The organism is Anaerophilus nitritigenes, from assembly GCF_004138215.1.
In the GTDB taxonomy this organism is placed as follows: domain Bacteria; phylum Bacillota; class Clostridia; order Peptostreptococcales; family Thermotaleaceae; genus Anaerophilus; species Anaerophilus nitritogenes.
In genome coordinates this window covers 1-19,856 of sequence record NZ_RYYS01000007.1, presented here as the reverse complement: position 1 = coordinate 19,856, position 19,856 = coordinate 1, and the positions used below count along the sequence as shown (strand labels likewise).

The following is a 19,856-nucleotide window of genomic DNA, read 5'->3' as shown; positions in this document are numbered from 1 at the left end:
TTGGCAATTAATTTGTTTGCTTGTCATTTCTTGTGCTGTTTAGTTTTCAAAGGTCAATCTCTTATTTTAAGCCACCGTTGTTTTGACGACTTAATCATCTTAGCATTTTTTGTCGAACGTGTCAATACTTTTTTTAAAAAAGTTAGAATAAATTTTCTTTTTATGGGTCATACTCTTACATAATGCATATTATCAACGAAAGGATTTTTTATAAATGGTCATTATTTTAGTTCGTACATGCTTACTCTACATATTTGTTTTAATTGCTATTCGGTTAATGGGAAAGGGTCAGCTTAGTGAAATGCAGCCCTTTGAACTTGTAATTATATTAATGATTGCAGAACTTGCAACTCTTCCTATGGAAGAGACGGGTGTCCCTTTGATCAATGGTTTTATTGCCATATCTACTCTTTTATTTTTACAAGTAAGCATCTCTTATTTAAATTTAAAAAGCGAAAAAATAAGAAGATTCATATGTGGCAAACCAAGTATATTAATCAATCATGGAAGAATTGATGAAAAAGAATTAAAGCGTCTTCGTATCACCATCAATGATTTAGTAGAACAATTACGAATACAAAATTATTATAATATGGCTGATGTTGAGTTTGCCATATTAGAAACCAACGGAGATTTAAGTGTGATTCCAAAGCCTGAAAAAAGACCTGTTACATTAGGTGATTTGAATATTTCTGCTCCTTTTGATGGCCTTCCAATAACTTTAATAATTGATGGTAAGATATTATATGACAATCTACAAAAGCTTCAAGTTTCAAAAGATTGGTTAATAAATCAACTTCATATGTATAATGTAGCAGATCCAAAAGAAATTCTTTTTTCTTATATAGATGCTTCTAAAAATATTTATGTACATAAAAAAAGCAAAGGATGATTTTTATGAAAGTATTCATCACTTCACTTCTTATTATGTGTTTAATTGTAGGCGGATGGTTTTTTGTCTATGACAGTATTACCCATACAACATCTTCTTTTGTAGAATCTTTAGATGAAATTATCGAAAGTATTCATAAAAACGACTGGACAAATGCTTCCCATCAATTTGAAAAAGTTCATACAAAATGGAATCATACAAGAAATTTATGGTCCATTCTCCTACCTCACCACGAAATTGATAATATTGATTTAGCCAGTGCCAAAGCTAAAGAATATATCCATGCTAAAAATATTTCTTTATCTCTTGGTGAAATTGCCACCTTAAAGAAGCTTTTTCACATTGTAAGAGAAAATGAATCACTTACCCTTACTAACATATTATAAAAATCAATCAAATATAATTTTATCTCCATCAAATACAGGACCATCTTTACAAGTCGTTGCATATGCGTTCTTTTCTTTGTTTAGTTTGCATACACAAACCAAACAAGTTCCTACTCCACAAGCCATTTTTTCTTCTACAGATAATTGTGAAGAAATATTTTTGTCCTTGCAAATTTTTTGGACTATCTTTAACATTACTTCTGGTCCGCAAGCATACACTCTCTTTATTTTTTCATCTTCTATTTTTTCTAAAAGATCTACTACATATCCTCTATACCCATAGCTTCCATCCTCTGTAGCAATCTCTACCTCTCCATATTTTTCAAATTCCTCTACAAGATATGGATCCCTTCTATAACCTAATAAAATCTTTGTATTTTTATTATTTATTTCTTTTGCTACTTGTAGTAGCGGTGCTACACCTATTCCTCCACCTATAATAATAGATTTTTCAAATTCATCGATAGAAAAGCCATTTCCTAAAGGTCCTAACACATCTAATAACTCGCCTTCTTTTTTGGTGCAAATTTCTTCCGTTCCCTTTCCAGCTCTTCTTATGACCAAACGCAAAGAATCATCCTCAACAGAACTAATACTAATAGGACGTCTTAACAGAGATCCGTGATGATCACATTTTATATGAAGAAACTGTCCTGCCTTACTTTCTATAAGTACATCCTTTTTTTCAATAAAAATCTCATAAATATCTTTTGCAATCTCTTTATTTTTTAATATCTTACAAATCACAGCTTTCTTCATTGTATCCCTCCTACCAAAACTTTTTGTTGTTTTTTTCTAAAGTGCTATTAATATCCTCTATCATTTTAATCGTTTCACATCTTGCCGCTTTTCCATAGTTTTTTTCTGTATAACCATCCTTTTGATAAGCAAAGATAATTCCTCTTGAAGAGCTTATAATGGCTCCTAATCCATCCTCATTAAAACAATCTACAATATCCTTTGCAGTACCACCTTGTGCTCCGTATCCTGGTACTAAAAAATAAGATGTATTCATAATTTTTCTAAGTTTTTTTGATTGTTCAGGAAAAGTCGCTGCTACAACTGCCCCTACCTCTCCATAACCATAACTTCCCAAAGTTTGTTGACTAAAATTCTCTACCATATTTGCCACAACTTCATAGATTTTTTTACCATCTACTTCTAAATCTTGTAATTGTCCAGATCCTTTATTAGAAGTCTTCACTAGTACAAACATCCCCTTTCCTTTTTCTTTGATATCTCCCATAAACTCATCTATACTATCTCCTCCTAAATAAGGGCTCACAGTTATGGCATCTACTTGAAATGTTTCAAATTTTTCTCCTTCTATATCTATATCTCCTATATGAGCATTAGAATAAGCTTTAGAAGTAGTTCCTATATCTCCTCTTTTAATATCCCCTATAACAAGCAATCCCTTCTCTTTTGCATAATCACAAGTTTTTATATAAGCATCTAACCCTTCCATCCCATATTGTTCATAAAATGCAATCTGAGGTTTTACTGCTGGAACCAAATCATATACATAATCAATAATAGTTTTATTAAACTCTAATATAGACAAAGATGCAGCTTTTAGATTTTTTCCATACTCTTTAAAATATTTTTCTTTTACACTGCTTGGAATAGATTCTAGTCTTGGATCTAACCCTACTATCACATTACTTCTTTTTTGTTTGATCTTTTCGATCAATTCATCAATAAACATGTTAAATCCTCCTTTTATAGTAATTTGCCTAAGATTAGCATAAAAAATTCACAAAAAAACCTTTTGCTAGAGGCAAAAGGTTAGAATAATCCTATTGATACAAAGATCTTGTTATTTTCTCCTTTCTGGCCTCTCTGGACCAAGTTAAAGGCTATACAAATTTCTATTATCATATCACATAAAAAAGTAAGTTGTCAATTCTATTTATTTTTCTAAAAAGTCAAATATATTATCATATTCACTATGCACAAATTCATAGATCAAAGAATGATCTACCTCTATTCTTTCTCTGAAATCAAGATAAGTCTCCCATTTTTTCTTTTCAAATTCCTTTTGTATCTCTTTTAAATTCTTTTCATCATAACAAGCTATTACAAATTGATGTGCCAATGTAATATAATACACTCCATATACATCTCCATTTAAATAATACGTATCTTGTTTCACATGATCATTAGTAGGGTAAAACTCAGTATATAAATATCCTGAAGGATAACTATGCTTCATAGCATGCATCTTTTCCTCATCTAATATACCAATAACCTCTACTAAATCTTCTACATCATATACTAACAAATACTCCCTTTTGGTCAATGTAAAAGCAGCTTCCGTCATTGTAATACGCATACTAGATTGAACCCTAGCATCTATAATTTTGCAACTATCTTTATCTACTTTAATTTCTGAAACCACCATCTTATAATGATCCTCTACATCAATTAATGACTCTGTCATGTAAGATATTTCTTGATTACGCTCTATTTTTTCAATAGTGTTTTTAATCAGTGCTGAGGGTTTCTCAATTGGCATATAATCTATCTTTTTTGTAGATAAATAGTTCATTCCCAACTTATCCATTCCAACTCCTCTCATAACATAATAATGAACAAGCTGTGTAATACTATCTATAGGTTCACAAATTTTCTCCCAAAGTTTTTTTATCTCTTCTTCTAATAAAATAATCTTTTTTTCAACAAGAAATAAATATTCTTCTTCTGGTTCTGGTAGTGGTTCTTTCCAATATTTATTTTTGTCTATAAACTCTTGCAATAAATAAATGGCTTGCTTTTTATTTAGAGAAATTAATTTTCCTCCTAATCCACCCATCATACTTGCCATAATTTTTTTCACTTGATAAGTTTGCTCTCCCATAACACTTTTATAATCATCTAACCCAAATTCTTCACAATCTAGATGGAAAAATTGATAAAATATTTCTTCCTCTTCGTTTTTCCATTTGATCTTAAGTCCCATAACCCCCATAAGTCTTGTATTTGTAACATATGCACTTACAAACTTATATTTACGTTTTTCTAGTTTTTCCTTTTTCCCTCTGATCACTTTAAATCTGTTTTTGTTCATTCTATTCTCCTTTTTATTTCTATCAAACCTTCCGGTCAGTTTTGTAAATCAAGATATATTTTATTTACATTTGCTTTCATAGTAATTATATTATTTTTATAGAAATAAAACAATGGATACAAAAAAATACACTCTTTATGCATATATTAGAAGTTAGCATACTTACATATACTAATTAATTATAAACTCCGACTAAAATAGAGAATCCATCCAAAGGATGGATTCTCTATTTATTTTGAATAATTTAATAACTCAAAAAACTATTACAAAGACTGCTATCTGCTATTCGCCAACTACCTTTTTTAAATTTTGAATAAATTTATGATCTTGCTCTATTAATTGTTCTGCTCCTGTCACAAAATCTTTTATTGTATTTTGAACTGAACTTATATCTTTTATTGACTTTTTAATTTGATCCAATTCACATTGTATTTCTTCTCTCATATTCTGCTGTTCTTGTTTCATATCTTTTTGTTCTTGCCTTATCTCTCTCTGTTCTTGTCTCATCTCTTGTTGCTCTTTTTTCATCTCTTGTTGCTCTTTTTCGATATTATCAAGTTTATCTAATATTAGCTTAAGCATTTCTTTTTCCATATTTATAACCTCCAAAAACTATGATAAGCATTTCATTGAATTCTTCGTTATCCCTATTATATCACATGAAATAATTGGATGAATACTTGTAATTTATTACATTTCAAGTTAATAAAATACAAGCCCCAATAGTTTAAATTGGAGCTGCCTTTTATAATGTCTTATCATCTTTTTTATAACCTGGTTTTTCAAGAAGTCTAAACATATTATTCTTATAAGCTTCTACCCCTGGTTGATCAAATGGATTAACCCCCAACAAATATCCACTCATTCCACATGCCTTTTCAAAAAAATATACCATATAACCAAAATAAAATGGAGATATTTCAGGTATACTAATTACAATACTAGGTACGTTTCCTTCTAAATGAGCATTTAAACTTCCCTCTAGTGCCTTTTGATTAATAAAATTTAAAGACTTTCCTGCTACATAATTAAGTTGATCTAAATCATCATTATCTTCTTTTACTATAATTTCTTCTTTAGATTTTTCTATATAAATTACTGTTTCAAATATATTCTTTCTTCCATCTTGTATATATTGCCCCATAGAATGTAGATCTGTTGTAAAATTCATAGATGTAGGGAATATTCCTTTTTCACATTTCCCTTCACTTTCTCCAAAAAGTTGCTTAAACCATTCTCCAAAATAAAATAAGCTTGGCTCAAAGCTTGCCATAATCTCTATAGTCTTTCCCTTATCATATAGTAAATTTCTAATAGCTGCATATTGATAAGCTGGATTATCCTCTAAAATAGGAGTTAAGAGATCTTTATATGCATTTTGTGCACCCTCTATAACCTCTTTGATGTCAATTCCTGATACAGCCATAGGTAATAATCCCACAGCAGTAAGTACAGAATACCTTCCTCCTATATCTTTTGGAATTACAAAAGTTTCATATCCCTCTTTCGTAGCTAAATCTCTTAAAGCTCCTTTTTTCTCATCTGTAGTAGTATAAATTCTTTTACTAGCTTCTTCTTTTCCATATTTGTTTTCCATATATTCTTTTAATATCCTAAATACCAAAGCAGGCTCTGTAGTAGTCCCTGATTTAGAAATTACATTAATACATACATCCTCATCTTTTATAAGCTCTAATAGATGATTTAAATAAACCGAGCTTATATTATGACCTGCAAAATATATTTTGGGTCCATTTCTTTTTTCTTTAGGAAGTTCATTATAAAAAGTGTGATTTAGCATTCCTACAGCAGCTCTAGCTCCTAGATAAGATCCTCCTACTCCCACTACTATAAAAACATCTGATTGATCTTTAATTTTCTTAGCTACGGCTTCAAATTTTTTTATTTTATCTTGTGAAAAAGTATTGGGTAAATCAACCCATCCTAAATATTCACTGCCTTTTCCTGTTTTTTCATGAAGCATATTATGACATAGCTTTACTTTTTTTTCTATCATATTGATTTCATCTTTGCTCACAAAATCAAGTACTTTCGAAATATCTAAATTAATTTTTTCCATCCTCTTAGACTCCTTTGATTCATCTCCTTTATTTTTTAAATTTTATTCGTCACATCTTTTTTAAGAACTCATTTCAATCTTATATACAAAAAGAGAATTGATCCTATAGATTCATTCTCTTTTGTCTCCAATAAATTAATAAACTAAGTAACTAGAATAAGTTAAGTGACAGGCCCCATTAATATATATTTTTTGCAAACTTATCTATATGTCGTTTTAAACCCTCATGTTTCAAAAACTCATAGTGTATAATGTCAAAATAATATGGTAAAGGTAATTTTTCATTTAGCTCTATACTAATCTGATTGACTATCTCTGGTGTAATCAATTTACCATAGATCACTATATCAACATCAGACCCTTTTTTATAATTTCCCATAGCACGACTTCCAAAAATAGCTGCTTTCTCAACTTCTTTTATTTCTAAAAAAGTATCTATAATCAAGCTCATACTTTTATCTGGTATTCCAAATTTCATATTTTCTTTCCTAACAAACTATGTATTTGCGCTATAGCTTTATAGTATTCTTCTTTTATTTTTGCAACAGCAAAGTTAAAACGTTCTTCATCGTAAGTATGAGCCAAAAGATTCCTTTTTTCCAGCATATCCATCCAAACTTCCCCATCTTCAATCAGTTCATAATGAAATGCTGCTTTTATTACTTCTCTCGGAAATTTCACCTCTACCTCTTGAGATTCTAAATAATCTTTTAATGTTTTCCATGCAAGTTCAAAAGTATATTCGAATCTTTGAATTAAACCTTCTTTTTCAAGAACACTTAATTGATCAAAATCTAAAATAGCATTATGTAATTGACCATAAGCTTTATGAAAGTTTTCAAATCTTTGACGCCATCGAATTTCTTTTCCTTCCATATATATCAACCCCTACTCTTTTATTTCTTACATCTAATATCCATTTGGATGATTCTTATGCCATTTCCATGCTGTTTTTATAATATCATAAAGTGAATACTTAGGATTCCATCCTAATTCCTTCTTTATTTTTTGTGAGCTCGCTATTAACTTTGCTGGATCTCCAGCTCTTCTTTGTGCCATTTCTCTATTCACTTTTAGTCCTGTTACTTTTTCTACTGTATGCATCACTTCTTTTACAGAATACCCTTCTCCACAGCCTAAATTATATATACTCGAATCACTTCCATTTTCTAAAGCTTTCAATGCAAGTATATGAGCATTAGAAAGATCTGTAACATGAATATAATCTCTAATGCAAGTACCATCTACTGTATCATAATCATCTCCATAGATATAAATTTTATCTCTTTTTCCCAATAGTACCTGCATTATAATAGGTATTAAATGAGTCTCTGGATTATGATCTTCTCCTATCTCTCCACTTTCATAAGCTCCAGCTGCATTAAAGTATCTAAGGCTTATATACTTTAGTCCATATGCCATATCATAATCTTTAAGTATACTCTCAATCATGAGCTTAGTCTTTCCATATACATTTGTTGGATTTGTTTCAAAATCTTCTTTGATAGGTACTTCTTTAGGCTCACCATAAGTTGCAGCAGTAGAAGAAAATACAATTTTTTTTACATGATTTTGAATCATTGTATCTAATAGTTTTATAGTTTTTATAACGTTATTGTTATAATATTTAGATGGATCTATCATAGATTCCCCTACTAAACTATCTGCCGCAAAGTGAATCACACGATCTATATGATACTCTTTTATAACTTTACTTACTAAATTCTCATCGGATATATCTCCCTTTATGAAATTCACATAATCTATAGCTTTTTTATGCCCTTTTTGAAGATTATCCAACACAATTACATCTTTTCCTTGATTCACAAGCTCTTTTACTGTATGGCTTCCTATATAGCCTGCTCCCCCTGTAACAAGTATACTCATTTATAAACTCCTTCTAATAAGCATTTTACTCTCTAACTATTTGATATCATTTTTATCACATGATCTTTTATCATTTTTAAATTGTCTTTTGCACTCTTCATACTATTTCCCTTTACAGAGAAATAAATTTTAATTTTAGGCTCTGTACCAGATGGTCTAATACAAAACCAACTCTCATCTTCTAATGTAAAATGTAGCACATCAGATGTAGGTAAATTAATTTTTTCCATATCTCCTGTAATAAAATTCATCGCTACTGCATTTTTATAATCTCTAAACCATTTTACCCTTTGATTTTCTATACTTTTAGGTGTATTTTCCCTAAAATATTTTAAAATCTCTTTTATTTTTTCCAATCCTTCTTTACCTTTTAAAGTCATAGATACTAATTCTTCTTCATAATATCCATATTTTTTGTAGATCTCTTTTAATGCTTCATACAAAGTTATTCCTTTAGATTTATAATATGATGTCATCTCACATATAAGCATAGAAGCTATTACTGCATCCTTATCCCTTACAAAGGTCCCTGCTAAATACCCATAACTTTCTTCATAACCAAATAAAAACTCTCTATCTTCCTTTTCTTCAAATTCTTTTATTTTCTCTCCAATAAATTTAAATCCTGTGAGTGTATCTGTCGTATCTATTCCAAAAGATTTTGCAATTTCTTCTCCTAATTTGCTAGTAACAATAGTTTTTATTAGTACACCATTTTTAGGAAGAACTTTTTTTTCTTTCATAGTTGACAATACATATTCAACTAATAAAGCTCCTGTTTGATTTCCTGTCAAAACTTCATATTCATCTTGATCATTTTTAACAACTAATCCTACTCGATCACAATCTGGATCTGTTCCTAAAATCACGTCTGTTTCATATTCTTTTGCCATTTCTAATGCTAGTGTAAAAGCTTCATTTTCCTCTGGATTTGGAGATTTAACTGTTGAAAAATTCGGATCAGGATTTTCTTGTTTTTTAACAACAGCTACTTCAAAACCTAACTCATTTAACACTCTTCTTACCAATTTGTTTCCTGTTCCATGAAGAGGTGTATAGATAATTTTTAATTTTTTCCCTGAATTTCTAATCATATCTTTTCTCAAAGATAGTTCTTTTACTTTTTCTATATAGGCTTTGTCCACTTCCTCTCCAATTATAAAAAGTAAACCTTTTGATTTTGCCTCTTCATCACTTATATAAGATACATCTTCATAATTTTCAATTTTTTGAATCTCTTCTATAATGCACTCTGCCATAGATGGTACAATTTGACCTCCATCTTCTCCATATACCTTATATCCATTATATTCTGAAGGATTGTGACTTGCAGTAATAACAATTCCTGCAGCACAATGGAGATACCTTACTGCAAAAGAAAGTTCTGGAGTTGGTCTTAAATCTTCAAATAAATATGCCTTTATCTCATTTGCACTCAACACAAGAGCTGCTTCCCTTGCAAATACATCTGACTCATGTCTAGAATCATAAGCAATCACTACACCTTTTTCTTGCGCATTTTCTATATTTTCTAAAAGATAATTTGCTAATCCTTGTGTAGCTTTTCTTACTGTATATTTATTGATACGATTGGTTCCTGCTCCAATAACTCCTCTTAATCCCCCTGTACCAAATTCTAAATCTTTATAAAAACGATCCTCTATTTCTTTTTCATTATTTTCTATATTTTTTAGTTCTAATTTTGTATCTTCATCAAAATAAGGATGATTTATCCATTCATTATATAAATTTTTATATTTCATCTTTTGTCCTCTCCTATTCTTATATTCATTTTATTATACCATCTTATAAAATCAGCCTCAATCTCTATGATTGAAGCTAATTTTATATTCCATCCACTGAAAATTGTAAACATATCTTTAATAAGCATTCTTATTAACAAATCCTTTAAATACAGTCAAAAACATAATCTTAATATCTAATAATATACTCCAATTTTCTATATAATAAATATCACATTCTATTCTTCTTTGAATAGAAGTATCTCCTCTCCAACCATTTACCTGTGCCCATCCAGTAATACCTGGTCTTACATGATGCTTAATCATATATTTGGGAATCTCTTCTTTAAATTTTTCAACAAAATAAGGTCTTTCTGGTCTCGGTCCAATTAAGCTCATATCTCCCTTTAAAACATTAAAAAGTTGAGGCAATTCATCAATGCTTGTCTTTCTAATAAAAGTACCAAACTTTGTTTTTCTTGGATCATCTTTGATCGTCCATTGTAACTTTTCCTCTTCTTTTTTTTGCACCTTCATACTTCTAAACTTATACATATCAAAATCTCTTCTATGAAGACCTACTCTTGTTTGTTTAAATAAAATAGGTCCTGGTGAAGTAATTTTGATTATAATTGACGTAAAAACTAATATAGGAGAAATCAACAAAATACCAAATAAAGATAATAAAATATCCATACCTCTTTTGATCAATTGATTGAAAGGATCATCTAAAGGCACATATCTAATATTAATAAGAGGTAAATCATCGATTTGATCTACATAAGGCTTAGCTGGCAAATATTTATAATAATCAGGAATAATTTGTGCTTTTACTCCTGCTTTTTCGCACATTTTAATAATATCATTTAATCTATCGTATTCCTTAAGAGGAATAGCAAGAATCACTTCATCTATTTCATAATTAAAAAGAATAGTAGATAAATCATCTATTTTTCCCATAACATGACTATGAGCTACCTTATATCCTTCTCTTTTATCATCATCTAAAAATCCTATGATATTGTATCCCAAATATCTATTTTGTTGAATTTTATGAGCAAAATTACATCCTAAATCTCCCGCTCCAATGACTAATATATGCTTTAAATTGAGTCCCTTGCTTCTTGCAATACGAAGACTTTTCCTAAGAAATATTCTTTCTACTACGCCTAATACAACGCTCAACAGCGAAAATAATAAAAGTACATATCTTGAATAATGAATTTGCTTTACAACAAATAATATACTCATCAAAATCATAAGCCCTATTATATTAGCTTTTATAATTCCTGCTACTTCAAAATCCATTTTTTTAATTCTTTGAGGCATATATAATCCTAATGAATTGTATAATAATAAATATAAAGGAATTATAAATAATAGAGGACTCATATATTCTCTAAAATCTAAATGCCAACCTGCCTGTAAAAATATATTCGTTTGAAAACGAAGAGCCCATGCAAAAAAAAGTGCCAGTGCAATGACAACTCCATCTATAATCACTAGCATACTATTTAAAAATCTTTGATGACTTTTAATCATCTTTTATTCCTCCAACCTCTTTCATCCAATTTATATTGGTTTAACCCTGATATATTGCATATATCTTCATATATATACCCCATATCTTTTAAATTTTGTATCATTTCAAGAGGATTCATAATATATGTTCTTATGATTTTGCCTTCTCCCTTCATCTGAAAACTTCCTATATTTGCTGGCATAAAAATGGTTTCTCCTTTTGAAAATTGTTCCACTTTATCTTCCCCATAAATCATTTTAAACGCCCCATCTATACACATATATATTTCAAATCTCTCTCCATCTATCTTATCGCTATATTGTGTATGAATATCTAAAGACTCTGTAGTAAAATATTTACAACATACATAAATCGTTCTCGTATATCCTTGTTTTTTTATCTGTAAACCTTTAACAATAGGCTCTTTCATATAATTTTCAAAATCAGTAACAGCTATTGCTTGTTTTACATGAAGCTGTCTTGGTTTTCCATCAAGTCCTAATCTATTCCAATCATATACTCTATAAGTAGTATCCGAGTTTTGCTGGATCTCAGCTAGAACAATCCCCTCTCCTATAGCATGAATAGACCCTGAAGGTATAAACAAAACATCTCCTTTTTTTACAGAAACTTTTTTTAAAATATTCTCTATAGTATTTTCTTTTATAGATGTTATAAATTCATCCTTTTTAGCACCTTCGCTTAATCCATAAATCAAGTAAGCATCAGAAACTGCATCTACTATATACCACATTTCTGTTTTGCCTAATTCCTTTTCATACTTTTTGGCATAGTCGTCATCAGGATGAACTTGTACAGATAATTTATCTTTTGCATCTATAAACTTTATCAATAAAGGAAATTGCTCTTCCCATGACAAAGATATTTTTCCAAATACTTCTTCTCTATTTTCCTTTAATAAATCTATAATGGATTTTCCTTGTAAAGCCCCATTATCAATTATACTTGTTCCTGAAGGATGGGCACATACTTCCCAGCTTTCCCCTATAAGACTATTTTCTACTATATCTTTATTAAGACACTTCTTTAAACTTTGACCTCCCCAAACCTTTTCTTTGTAAATTGGTTTGAATTTTATAGGATATAACATATTCTTTTCCCCCTTTAGGTCAACTAACTTGATAAAGCTCCTTTTGTTTTTTCATCAATTAACCTAACCATTTCTTCTTCAAATCTCTTTGTACTAAATTTAAATGCATGGTTTCTTATTATTTCTTTATTAAATTGATCTGCATAATCTTCAAGATACATAACAGCTTCTTTTAATGCTTGTACACTCTGGTCTTTGAAAAAAACTCCTGTTTTTTTATCAATAATCGTTTCTAATGCTCCACCTTTTCCATAGGCAATCACTGGTCTTCCGCAAGCTTGTGCTTCTACGGGAGTAATTCCAAAGTCCTCTTCTCCTGGAAAAATAAATGCTCTACATCTTCTATAATAATCCCTAACTTCTTTGTCTTTTAATCTACCTAAAAATCTAATATTTTCTTTTGCAATACTTTTATATTTATCAAGCTCAGATCCATCACCTATAATTACTAAAGGTAATTCCATGTCATTAAATACTTCTATCGCCAAATCTATTTTCTTATATGGAACAAGTCTTGATACAATAAGATAATAATCCTCATTTTCATCTATCGGAGTATAGAAGTCTGTATCTACTGGAGGATATATTACACTGGATTCTCTTTTATAATGTTTTTGAATTCTATTTGCTACATTATTTGAATTGGCAATAAAATAATCTACTCGATCGGCTGATACTCTATCCCACAATCTTATATAATTCATTAAAAGACTAATGATTCCTCTAACAAAGGTTCCTTTATCCCTTACATAATCATGATACATATCCCATGCATATCTCATAGGCGTATTGCAATAGCAAATATGAACTGTATCTGATCTGGTAATAACACCTTTTGCACATGCAGTAGATGAACTTAATATCACATCATATTCACTTAAATCAAAATTTTCTACAGCTATAGGCATCAGAGGCAAATATGATTGATATTTCTTTACACCAAAAGGCATATTTTGTATAAAGGATGGTCTAATATCCATCTTTTCGAAATCTTTAGGCATATTATTTTTATTATATACAATCGTATATATAGGAGCATCTGGAAACAGTTGATGCAGTATGCGAATAATTCTTTCAGCTCCGCCCATATTTGTAAGCCAATCATGTACTATAGCTATTTTCAATTATTTCACCTCTCACTTTACTCTTAAATTTCTTGCTCTCTTTTATTCAAACCATATACAATTCTCATAAGAATCTTTCTCTCTTCACGCATAAATCATTTTAATACAATTTCTTAAACATACAAATTCAAAAAACAATATTTTAGAATAGCAAACTCAAACTAAAATATAACAACAGCTTATTCTAGTATTTCATGAAAACATTCTATCAAATAAATGAGCTATTTAATAGCCTTCATTATTGTAACTTATGTCTAAATTTTAAGTATTTGTAGAAATAGTCCAACATAGAATAGTAAAAATTATAAAAATATCAATCACTAAATCTTAAATACTATTAAAATAATTTATTATTATTTATGGATTTCTCTTAAAACTTGTTCATATACTTTTAGAGTTTCATTAGCTGTTTTCTTCCAATCAAATAATTTTATTCTTTGAAAACCCTTATCCACTAATTTTTTTGATAATTCTTCATTAACTAATACATTATACATCGACATAGTCAACTGGTCTATATCATATGGATTTATCTGTATCGCAGCATCTCCTACTACTTCTGGCAATGACGATACATTTGATGTAATCACAGGTGTTCCTGAAGCCATAGCTTCTAAAGGAGGTAATCCAAATCCTTCATATAATGATGGAAATACAAAAAGTGATGCTGCTGCATATAGAATTGACAAATCTTTCCTATCAACATAGCCTAGCATCAAAATCTCATTATCCATATCTACATTCTTTAAATTCTTATGTTCTTCGCCAATAATTACTAGCTTGTATTTATTTGTCATTTGTCTTAATTTTTTATACGATTTTATAAGCCTATCTATATTTTTATGTGCTCTTACATTGCCAATATATAAAATATAAGGTTTATGGATTTTATATTTATATTTTATTCTATCTATATCTTTTGTATTTATTTGAATATTCTTAAATAAATCATCTACTCCAAGATATATTACCTGTATTTTACTTTTTTCAACCTTAAACGTCTCTAATAGATCTAATTTTGTATTTCTTGAATCTACAATAATTCTATTAGCTTTTTGTATTACTTGTCTAAACATAAAATATGCATAATAATAAGCTGCTTTATTTGGAAGAAACTCTGGAAATTTTAGATGAATAATATCGTGTATTGTTACTACCAAAGGACCTTTATATAACAGTGGTATATTATAATGAGGCCAATGTATAATATCATGTTCTGTATCGGCAATAGCTTTAATTGCTTTCATTTGTTCTTTCAATCCATATATATTTGCATCTAATATCTCCGTATTTACACCAAATTCAGTTATCATTTTTTGAGATTGATCTTCTTTACAATAAACATTTACATCTATATTCTTCTTTTCATATTGTTTGATTAAATTAGATATATATGTTCCTATTCCAGATCCATTTATTAACCTTCCATCAATACCTATTTTCATTTTCTTTATCCCCATACTTTTTTATATCATAGCTTCTTTATATACTTTTTCTAACTCTCTTATAGTTCTTTCCCATGTATATTTTTCAACCTGTTCATATCCTTGTAAAATCAATTCATGCCTATAGAATTCATTATTTAAACCCTGGCAAATTGCCTCTGATATGCTTTTTTCATCTGTAGGATCCACAAGTATAGCTGCATCGCCAACAATTTCTGGTATAGATGTAGCATATGATGTTACTACTGGTACCCCACAAGCCATAGCTTCCAATGGTGGTAATCCAAAACCTTCGTATAAAGAAGGATATACAAATAAAGTCGCACCACTATATATGATTGGTAGATCTGATTCGTCAATATACCCTGTAAAAATCACATCATTGTCTAACTGAGAATTACTATTTTTCCACGCCTTACCTATAACTACTAATTTTTCTTGTATCTCATATTTTTCTTTTAAATGTTTATATGCCTTTAATAAAGTATCAAAATTTTTCCTAGGTTCATTAGACCCAATACCTAATATATACTTGCCATATATATTGTATTTTAGTTTTACTTTCTCTATTAAATCAATATTATCTTCATGATAAAATTTATTATCTACTCCCAAATATACAACTCTTATTTTATTTTCATTAACATCAAAATATTTTATAATATCACGTTTAGAATATTCAGAATCAGTTATTATAATATCTGAATTATATACAGATCGTTTTATTCTTCTATAATATAGATATTTTGTTAATGAAGTTTTTAAATATTCATCTTCAAATATCATTGGAATCAAGTCATGTATAGTCACAATATATTTGCATACTTTCATTATAGGTAATCCCATATTTTTAGTACAATGAAAAATACAGGATCTATTTTTTATTAATTTAAATGGTAAAATAATTTCTTCCCAAAGCTTGCTCAAAATCTTTTCTTTCATTGAATTGTTTATATTATAGAATCCATTTAAAAATTGATACTCTTTTTTAAATTTTAATAAATTACATATTTTTTGAGTATAAACACTAATACCATTTCCTTTTGTTTGTATAGGCCTTATATCTATAGATATTTTCATAAAATTCTTCCTTATCTTTAAACATCTTATTTCTCATAATATTTTATATACTTTCTTTTAAATAATTTAGACATGTTAATATTTATATTTTCTTGCATATTTTCGTTATATACCCTAATGTTTTTGAAATTTTATAAATTTCTTCTACTGCTTCCATTCCTAATGGCTCTATTTCATTTTTATATAATTCTTCTAACATTGTTTCATTTATAATATTGGTTTGTTCACTACAAATGAAGTTATAATATTGCTTAGCTATAATCTCAATGTCTAACGTATTTTCTGCATATTTTCTTGCATTATCCGATAGAGTTTGACAATATTTTTTATCTTTAATTAGTTTAATTAAACTTTCTGTTAAAACATTTATTTCCTCTTGATCTTCTTTAATAGAAACAGGAATTTTTATACAACATTGATCAGGAATTTCTGAAAAACTGCCAATATCTGAAACAATAACTGGTTTTCCAGCTGCTAAAATACGCATAAGACTTCCAGAAGTTTCGCCGTTATATGGATATCGTAAATTTATACAAATATCTGAAAGATTTATATAATCTTTAAACTCATCAATAGTAGTAAATCCTGTTATTCTAACTTTATCTTTAATATTATTTTTAATACAGAATTCGTTTATTAATGCCTTCATATCTGCATTCGCTTCTCCTACTAAAATATACATACTATTAGCATTTATACTTAATGATGTATGAAATGCTTCTAATGCCTTATCAATTCTCTTGGTATTTGCTATAAACCCAAAAGAAGCAAAGATCATACTGTCTTTCGGTAAATTATATTTTTCTCTAAGTTTATCTCTATCCTGTATAGGCTCTATTTTTGCATAACTTGGAATTACTGAAATATTTTTGCCAATATCTTTTTTCAAAAGTCCTTTTTTAGCATATTCACTATGAACAATTATTTTATCTGCATAATTTGTAACAAATCCATTTGCTACTATTTCATGAATTTTAAGACCACATTTTCCTTGTTTTATTTCATCTATATAATTATTTGCAACTTCTTTATTATCTTCAGCTAGTAATTTCTTATATAAGCTATAATCTCCTCTAGCTCCTGATATAAAATGGATCACTCCATGCATATTATAATCATGCAGTACAAGTATCCCTTTATACTTTTTAATGTATGAAAACATGTATTCATGAAATTCACTATTTCCCATTTGAAAAACTGTTTTATAATATTGATTTGACTTCTTATCATACTCTTTATAATTAAATATTTTTATATTATAACTTGATTTAAAAGGATGCCCTTTATATTTATCGTCTACATAAACATCTATGTCAAAATATTGAACAAGCGATAAAATCATGTCATAACTATAATCTGCAATTCCTGATTTCTGTGGTGGTAATGGAGTAAACATTGCAATTTTTCTCTTGGTATTATCATGTATTTCTTTTCGTATAGTCTTAATTTTATTTATGCTATCTATTGTTAATCTAACGGTATTTTCCCATGTATATGTATTTACTTTTTTAAACATTTCATCCTTGAATTTATTCAAATCCATATCTTCTAAAGCAATTTTTAACCCTTTAGAAATGCTTTTTATATGAAAAGGATCTACTAATATCGCAGCATCTTTCGCTATTTCACCAAGACTTGAGTTGTTTGATGTTAAAACATTCGTTCCACATGCCATAGCTTCAATTACAGGAAGACCAAAGCCCTCATATTGGGAAGGAAATGCCATCAGTGTAGCCATATTATATAATTTTACAAGATGGTCAAAAGGAACAAAATTTGTCATTATTACTCTATCAGAAACATTATGTTTTTTTGCTGTATTTCTTAGTTCTTCTTCTCCTTCTTTATGCAGACTACATATTATTGCTAGCATATACTCATCACGCAAATTCTGTGGTAACATAGAATATGCAATAATTAATTCATTCATATTTTTTCTAGGATCTGCCCCACCTGTACACATTATAAATTTACCATTTATTCCGTATTTCTCTCTAATCTCCTTCTCATCTGAAATTATAGATAGTTTCCTAAAACTTTTGTCAATCCCTGCATAAATCACATCTATTTTTTCTTCTTTTATACCTATATATTTTATTAAATCTTCTTTTACACTTTCAGAAATAACTAATAATTTATCCACACTATTTAAAAATTCTATAATTCTCATATACCAAGCTTTTATCTTTTTATTATAATCTAAATACCTTTTTTGAAATAAAAATGGAATAATATCATAAACAGTAGCAATAGTTTTAACACCTTTAAACCATTCTGGATTATATATATCCCAATAATCAAATGGACTTGTAAAATAGAATATATCAATTTTATAATCGCTTAAAAAGTTTTTAATAATATTTCCTAATATCTCATCATATTTTTTTCTGATCCCATGAGGTTCTTTTTGAATTAAATATTGATTTTTACCTGTATAAATGTGTACATCTTTAATATTTAAGTGTTTTTCCTTTGAAATATTTAATATATCAAAGATACTCTCATCATTATAGGCATTAAAAAATATATAATTGTTATTTACATCTGTTTCTATTAGTAATTTCAACTGATTAACATTGTAATTTCCAATCCCACGATTTTTAGAACCTGGACTAATTATTGGTTGAACATCTATTGCTATATTCATTTTTATCTCTCCTTACCTATTTTTTTCATGTACTCAGAATCAATAAAAATAGAATTTATTCCAGTAAAAGCATATTCAACATATCCTTTTGTTTTTAGGTAATCAGCAACTTCATTCGTTTTTATATTAATTGCTAAATAAGGTCTGTATTCTATGGTTTCAACAATTATAACTAGTGGCCTATATTTCATAAAATCTATATCTTTTAATATTTCTAATTCTAGCCCTTCAATATCTATAGAAATAAATGTAGGTGCTTTCCCAAAATATTGATCTATAATTTCTGTAACAGAAATTGTTTTTATTTTATACTCATTCATTATTTTTATGTTAGGATTAACTTTACAAAATTCTAATGCAGCTTCATAACTAACTGTACTTAAACCGTCTCCACTAAGTACATAAAAATCTATTTCACTGTCTCCTTGTGTACTTACTGCATTATTTAATATAATATCTTTATACCTATAGTATTTTAATTCCTGTATTAGTTCAGGATTAGCTTCTACTAATACTCCTTTGGCTCCTTTTTTATAAAAATAGTAAGTATTACTTATTTCTTTAGCGTGATTTGCGCCTAAATCTAAATAAGTTATATCTTCATTTTTTATTCCTAATACATAGAAAATATAAGCTAATATAGTGTCTTCTCCTGATTGAGCATATGAATTTTTATCAAAAAAACTTTTTTCATTTATTAATTTCATATCTAAATTTTCTGATATGGTCCCTACTTGATTTTCCAATTGATCAATTCTTATTAATTGACTCTCTAATGCATTTATTCTATTTATTTCATTCTCTAACTTAGTTATCTTATTTATTTCATTCTCTAATTTAGTTATCTTATTTATTTCATTCTCTAATTTA

At 28.5% G+C, this 19,856-nt stretch carries 19 protein-coding genes; 3 read left to right on the top strand and 16 right to left on the bottom strand.

The window, feature by feature from the left end:
- From EK368_RS15090 to EK368_RS00415, 3 genes are all read left to right on the top strand, one after another.
- Window positions 1-183: hypothetical protein (locus EK368_RS15090; RefSeq protein ID WP_207670263.1), on the top strand; the 183-nt coding region annotated here is incomplete at its 5' end.
- A gap of 31 nt (window positions 184-214) precedes the next feature.
- The gene (locus EK368_RS00420; protein ID WP_129595755.1) at window positions 215-892 is read left to right on the top strand and encodes a YetF domain-containing protein; all 678 of its coding nucleotides are present in this window, start codon (window positions 215-217) and stop codon (window positions 890-892) included.
- Between the two features lie 5 nt (window positions 893-897).
- Window positions 898-1,278 (top strand): DUF4363 family protein, encoded by a 381-nt coding sequence (locus tag EK368_RS00415; RefSeq protein ID WP_165000262.1) that lies wholly within the window; start codon window positions 898-900, stop codon window positions 1,276-1,278.
- Between the two features lie 3 nt (window positions 1,279-1,281).
- On the opposite strand, the gene EK368_RS00410 is transcribed toward EK368_RS00415, so the two are convergent.
- The 16 genes from EK368_RS00410 to EK368_RS00335 form a co-directional block, all read right to left on the bottom strand.
- On the bottom strand, window positions 1,282-2,037 hold the full coding sequence (locus EK368_RS00410; protein ID WP_129595753.1) for a dihydroorotate dehydrogenase electron transfer subunit: 756 nt from the start codon (window positions 2,035-2,037) through the stop codon (window positions 1,282-1,284).
- A 10-nt stretch (window positions 2,038-2,047) separates the two neighbouring features.
- A complete protein-coding gene (pyrF, locus tag EK368_RS00405; RefSeq protein WP_129595752.1) occupies window positions 2,048-2,986 on the bottom strand; it encodes an orotidine-5'-phosphate decarboxylase in 939 nt (312 codons plus the stop codon).
- A 204-nt stretch (window positions 2,987-3,190) separates the two neighbouring features.
- On the bottom strand, window positions 3,191-4,348 hold the full coding sequence (locus EK368_RS00400; protein ID WP_129595751.1) for a hypothetical protein: 1,158 nt from the start codon (window positions 4,346-4,348) through the stop codon (window positions 3,191-3,193).
- A gap of 282 nt (window positions 4,349-4,630) precedes the next feature.
- The gene (locus EK368_RS00395; protein WP_129595750.1) at window positions 4,631-4,942 is read right to left on the bottom strand and encodes a hypothetical protein; all 312 of its coding nucleotides are present in this window, start codon (window positions 4,940-4,942) and stop codon (window positions 4,631-4,633) included.
- Between the two features lie 151 nt (window positions 4,943-5,093).
- The gene (locus EK368_RS00390) at window positions 5,094-6,428 is read right to left on the bottom strand and encodes a glucose-6-phosphate isomerase (protein WP_129595749.1); all 1,335 of its coding nucleotides are present in this window, start codon (window positions 6,426-6,428) and stop codon (window positions 5,094-5,096) included.
- Window positions 6,429-6,606: 178 nt separating this feature from the next.
- The gene (locus EK368_RS00385; protein WP_129595748.1) at window positions 6,607-6,906 is read right to left on the bottom strand and encodes a nucleotidyltransferase domain-containing protein; all 300 of its coding nucleotides are present in this window, start codon (window positions 6,904-6,906) and stop codon (window positions 6,607-6,609) included.
- Entirely contained in the window at window positions 6,903-7,304 is a 402-nt protein-coding gene (locus EK368_RS00380; RefSeq protein ID WP_129595747.1) for a nucleotidyltransferase substrate binding protein, read from the bottom strand. Before EK368_RS00380 ends, EK368_RS00385 begins: the two co-directional genes overlap by 4 nt.
- A gap of 33 nt (window positions 7,305-7,337) precedes the next feature.
- Window positions 7,338-8,315 carry a UDP-glucose 4-epimerase GalE gene (gene galE, locus EK368_RS00375; RefSeq protein WP_129595746.1) on the bottom strand — a complete coding sequence of 326 codons (978 nt, stop codon included), beginning with the start codon at window positions 8,313-8,315 and terminating at the stop codon, window positions 7,338-7,340.
- Window positions 8,316-8,347: 32 nt separating this feature from the next.
- Window positions 8,348-10,078, bottom strand: coding sequence for a phospho-sugar mutase (locus EK368_RS00370; RefSeq protein ID WP_129595745.1), 1,731 nt, complete (start codon window positions 10,076-10,078; stop codon window positions 8,348-8,350).
- Between the two features lie 117 nt (window positions 10,079-10,195).
- Window positions 10,196-11,599 carry an undecaprenyl-phosphate glucose phosphotransferase gene (locus EK368_RS00365; protein ID WP_129595744.1) on the bottom strand — a complete coding sequence of 468 codons (1,404 nt, stop codon included), beginning with the start codon at window positions 11,597-11,599 and terminating at the stop codon, window positions 10,196-10,198.
- On the bottom strand, window positions 11,596-12,690 hold the full coding sequence (locus EK368_RS00360; protein ID WP_129595743.1) for a type I phosphomannose isomerase catalytic subunit: 1,095 nt from the start codon (window positions 12,688-12,690) through the stop codon (window positions 11,596-11,598). Before EK368_RS00360 ends, EK368_RS00365 begins: the two co-directional genes overlap by 4 nt.
- A 23-nt stretch (window positions 12,691-12,713) precedes the next feature.
- On the bottom strand, window positions 12,714-13,814 hold the full coding sequence (locus EK368_RS00355) for a glycosyltransferase family 4 protein (protein WP_129595742.1): 1,101 nt from the start codon (window positions 13,812-13,814) through the stop codon (window positions 12,714-12,716).
- Window positions 13,815-14,167: 353 nt separating this feature from the next.
- Entirely contained in the window at window positions 14,168-15,259 is a 1,092-nt protein-coding gene (locus EK368_RS00350; RefSeq protein ID WP_165000261.1) for a glycosyltransferase family 4 protein, read from the bottom strand.
- Window positions 15,260-15,280: 21 nt separating this feature from the next.
- Window positions 15,281-16,339 carry a glycosyltransferase family 4 protein gene (locus EK368_RS00345; RefSeq protein ID WP_129595740.1) on the bottom strand — a complete coding sequence of 353 codons (1,059 nt, stop codon included), beginning with the start codon at window positions 16,337-16,339 and terminating at the stop codon, window positions 15,281-15,283.
- A gap of 82 nt (window positions 16,340-16,421) precedes the next feature.
- Window positions 16,422-18,986 carry a glycosyltransferase gene (locus EK368_RS00340; RefSeq protein WP_129595739.1) on the bottom strand — a complete coding sequence of 855 codons (2,565 nt, stop codon included), beginning with the start codon at window positions 18,984-18,986 and terminating at the stop codon, window positions 16,422-16,424.
- A 2-nt stretch (window positions 18,987-18,988) separates the two neighbouring features.
- Window positions 18,989-19,856, bottom strand: an 868-nt coding sequence (locus EK368_RS00335) for an FkbM family methyltransferase (protein WP_165000260.1), incomplete at its 5' end; no start/stop codon positions are given.

What these genes read in the sequence shown, in the direction of transcription:
- EK368_RS00420 (WP_129595755.1), top strand. Translation starts at nt 215, where the DNA reads ATGGTCATTATTTTAGTTCGTACATGCTTACTCTACATATTTGTTTTA.
- EK368_RS00415 (WP_165000262.1), top strand. Translation starts at nt 898, where the DNA reads ATGAAAGTATTCATCACTTCACTTCTTATTATGTGTTTAATTGTAGGC.
- EK368_RS00410 (WP_129595753.1), bottom strand. Translation starts at nt 2,037, where the DNA reads ATGAAGAAAGCTGTGATTTGTAAGATATTAAAAAATAAAGAGATTGCA.
- pyrF (WP_129595752.1), bottom strand. Translation starts at nt 2,986, where the DNA reads ATGTTTATTGATGAATTGATCGAAAAGATCAAACAAAAAAGAAGTAAT.
- EK368_RS00400 (WP_129595751.1), bottom strand. Translation starts at nt 4,348, where the DNA reads ATGAACAAAAACAGATTTAAAGTGATCAGAGGGAAAAAGGAAAAACTA.
- EK368_RS00395 (WP_129595750.1), bottom strand. Translation starts at nt 4,942, where the DNA reads ATGGAAAAAGAAATGCTTAAGCTAATATTAGATAAACTTGATAATATC.
- EK368_RS00390 (WP_129595749.1), bottom strand. Translation starts at nt 6,428, where the DNA reads ATGGAAAAAATTAATTTAGATATTTCGAAAGTACTTGATTTTGTGAGC.
- EK368_RS00385 (WP_129595748.1), bottom strand. Translation starts at nt 6,906, where the DNA reads ATGAAATTTGGAATACCAGATAAAAGTATGAGCTTGATTATAGATACT.
- EK368_RS00380 (WP_129595747.1), bottom strand. Translation starts at nt 7,304, where the DNA reads ATGGAAGGAAAAGAAATTCGATGGCGTCAAAGATTTGAAAACTTTCAT.
- galE (WP_129595746.1), bottom strand. Translation starts at nt 8,315, where the DNA reads ATGAGTATACTTGTTACAGGGGGAGCAGGCTATATAGGAAGCCATACA.
- EK368_RS00370 (WP_129595745.1), bottom strand. Translation starts at nt 10,078, where the DNA reads ATGAAATATAAAAATTTATATAATGAATGGATAAATCATCCTTATTTT.
- EK368_RS00365 (WP_129595744.1), bottom strand. Translation starts at nt 11,599, where the DNA reads ATGATTAAAAGTCATCAAAGATTTTTAAATAGTATGCTAGTGATTATA.
- EK368_RS00360 (WP_129595743.1), bottom strand. Translation starts at nt 12,690, where the DNA reads ATGTTATATCCTATAAAATTCAAACCAATTTACAAAGAAAAGGTTTGG.
- EK368_RS00350 (WP_165000261.1), bottom strand. Translation starts at nt 15,259, where the DNA reads ATGAAAATAGGTATTGATGGAAGGTTAATAAATGGATCTGGAATAGGA.
- EK368_RS00345 (WP_129595740.1), bottom strand. Translation starts at nt 16,339, where the DNA reads ATGAAAATATCTATAGATATAAGGCCTATACAAACAAAAGGAAATGGT.
- EK368_RS00340 (WP_129595739.1), bottom strand. Translation starts at nt 18,986, where the DNA reads ATGAATATAGCAATAGATGTTCAACCAATAATTAGTCCAGGTTCTAAA.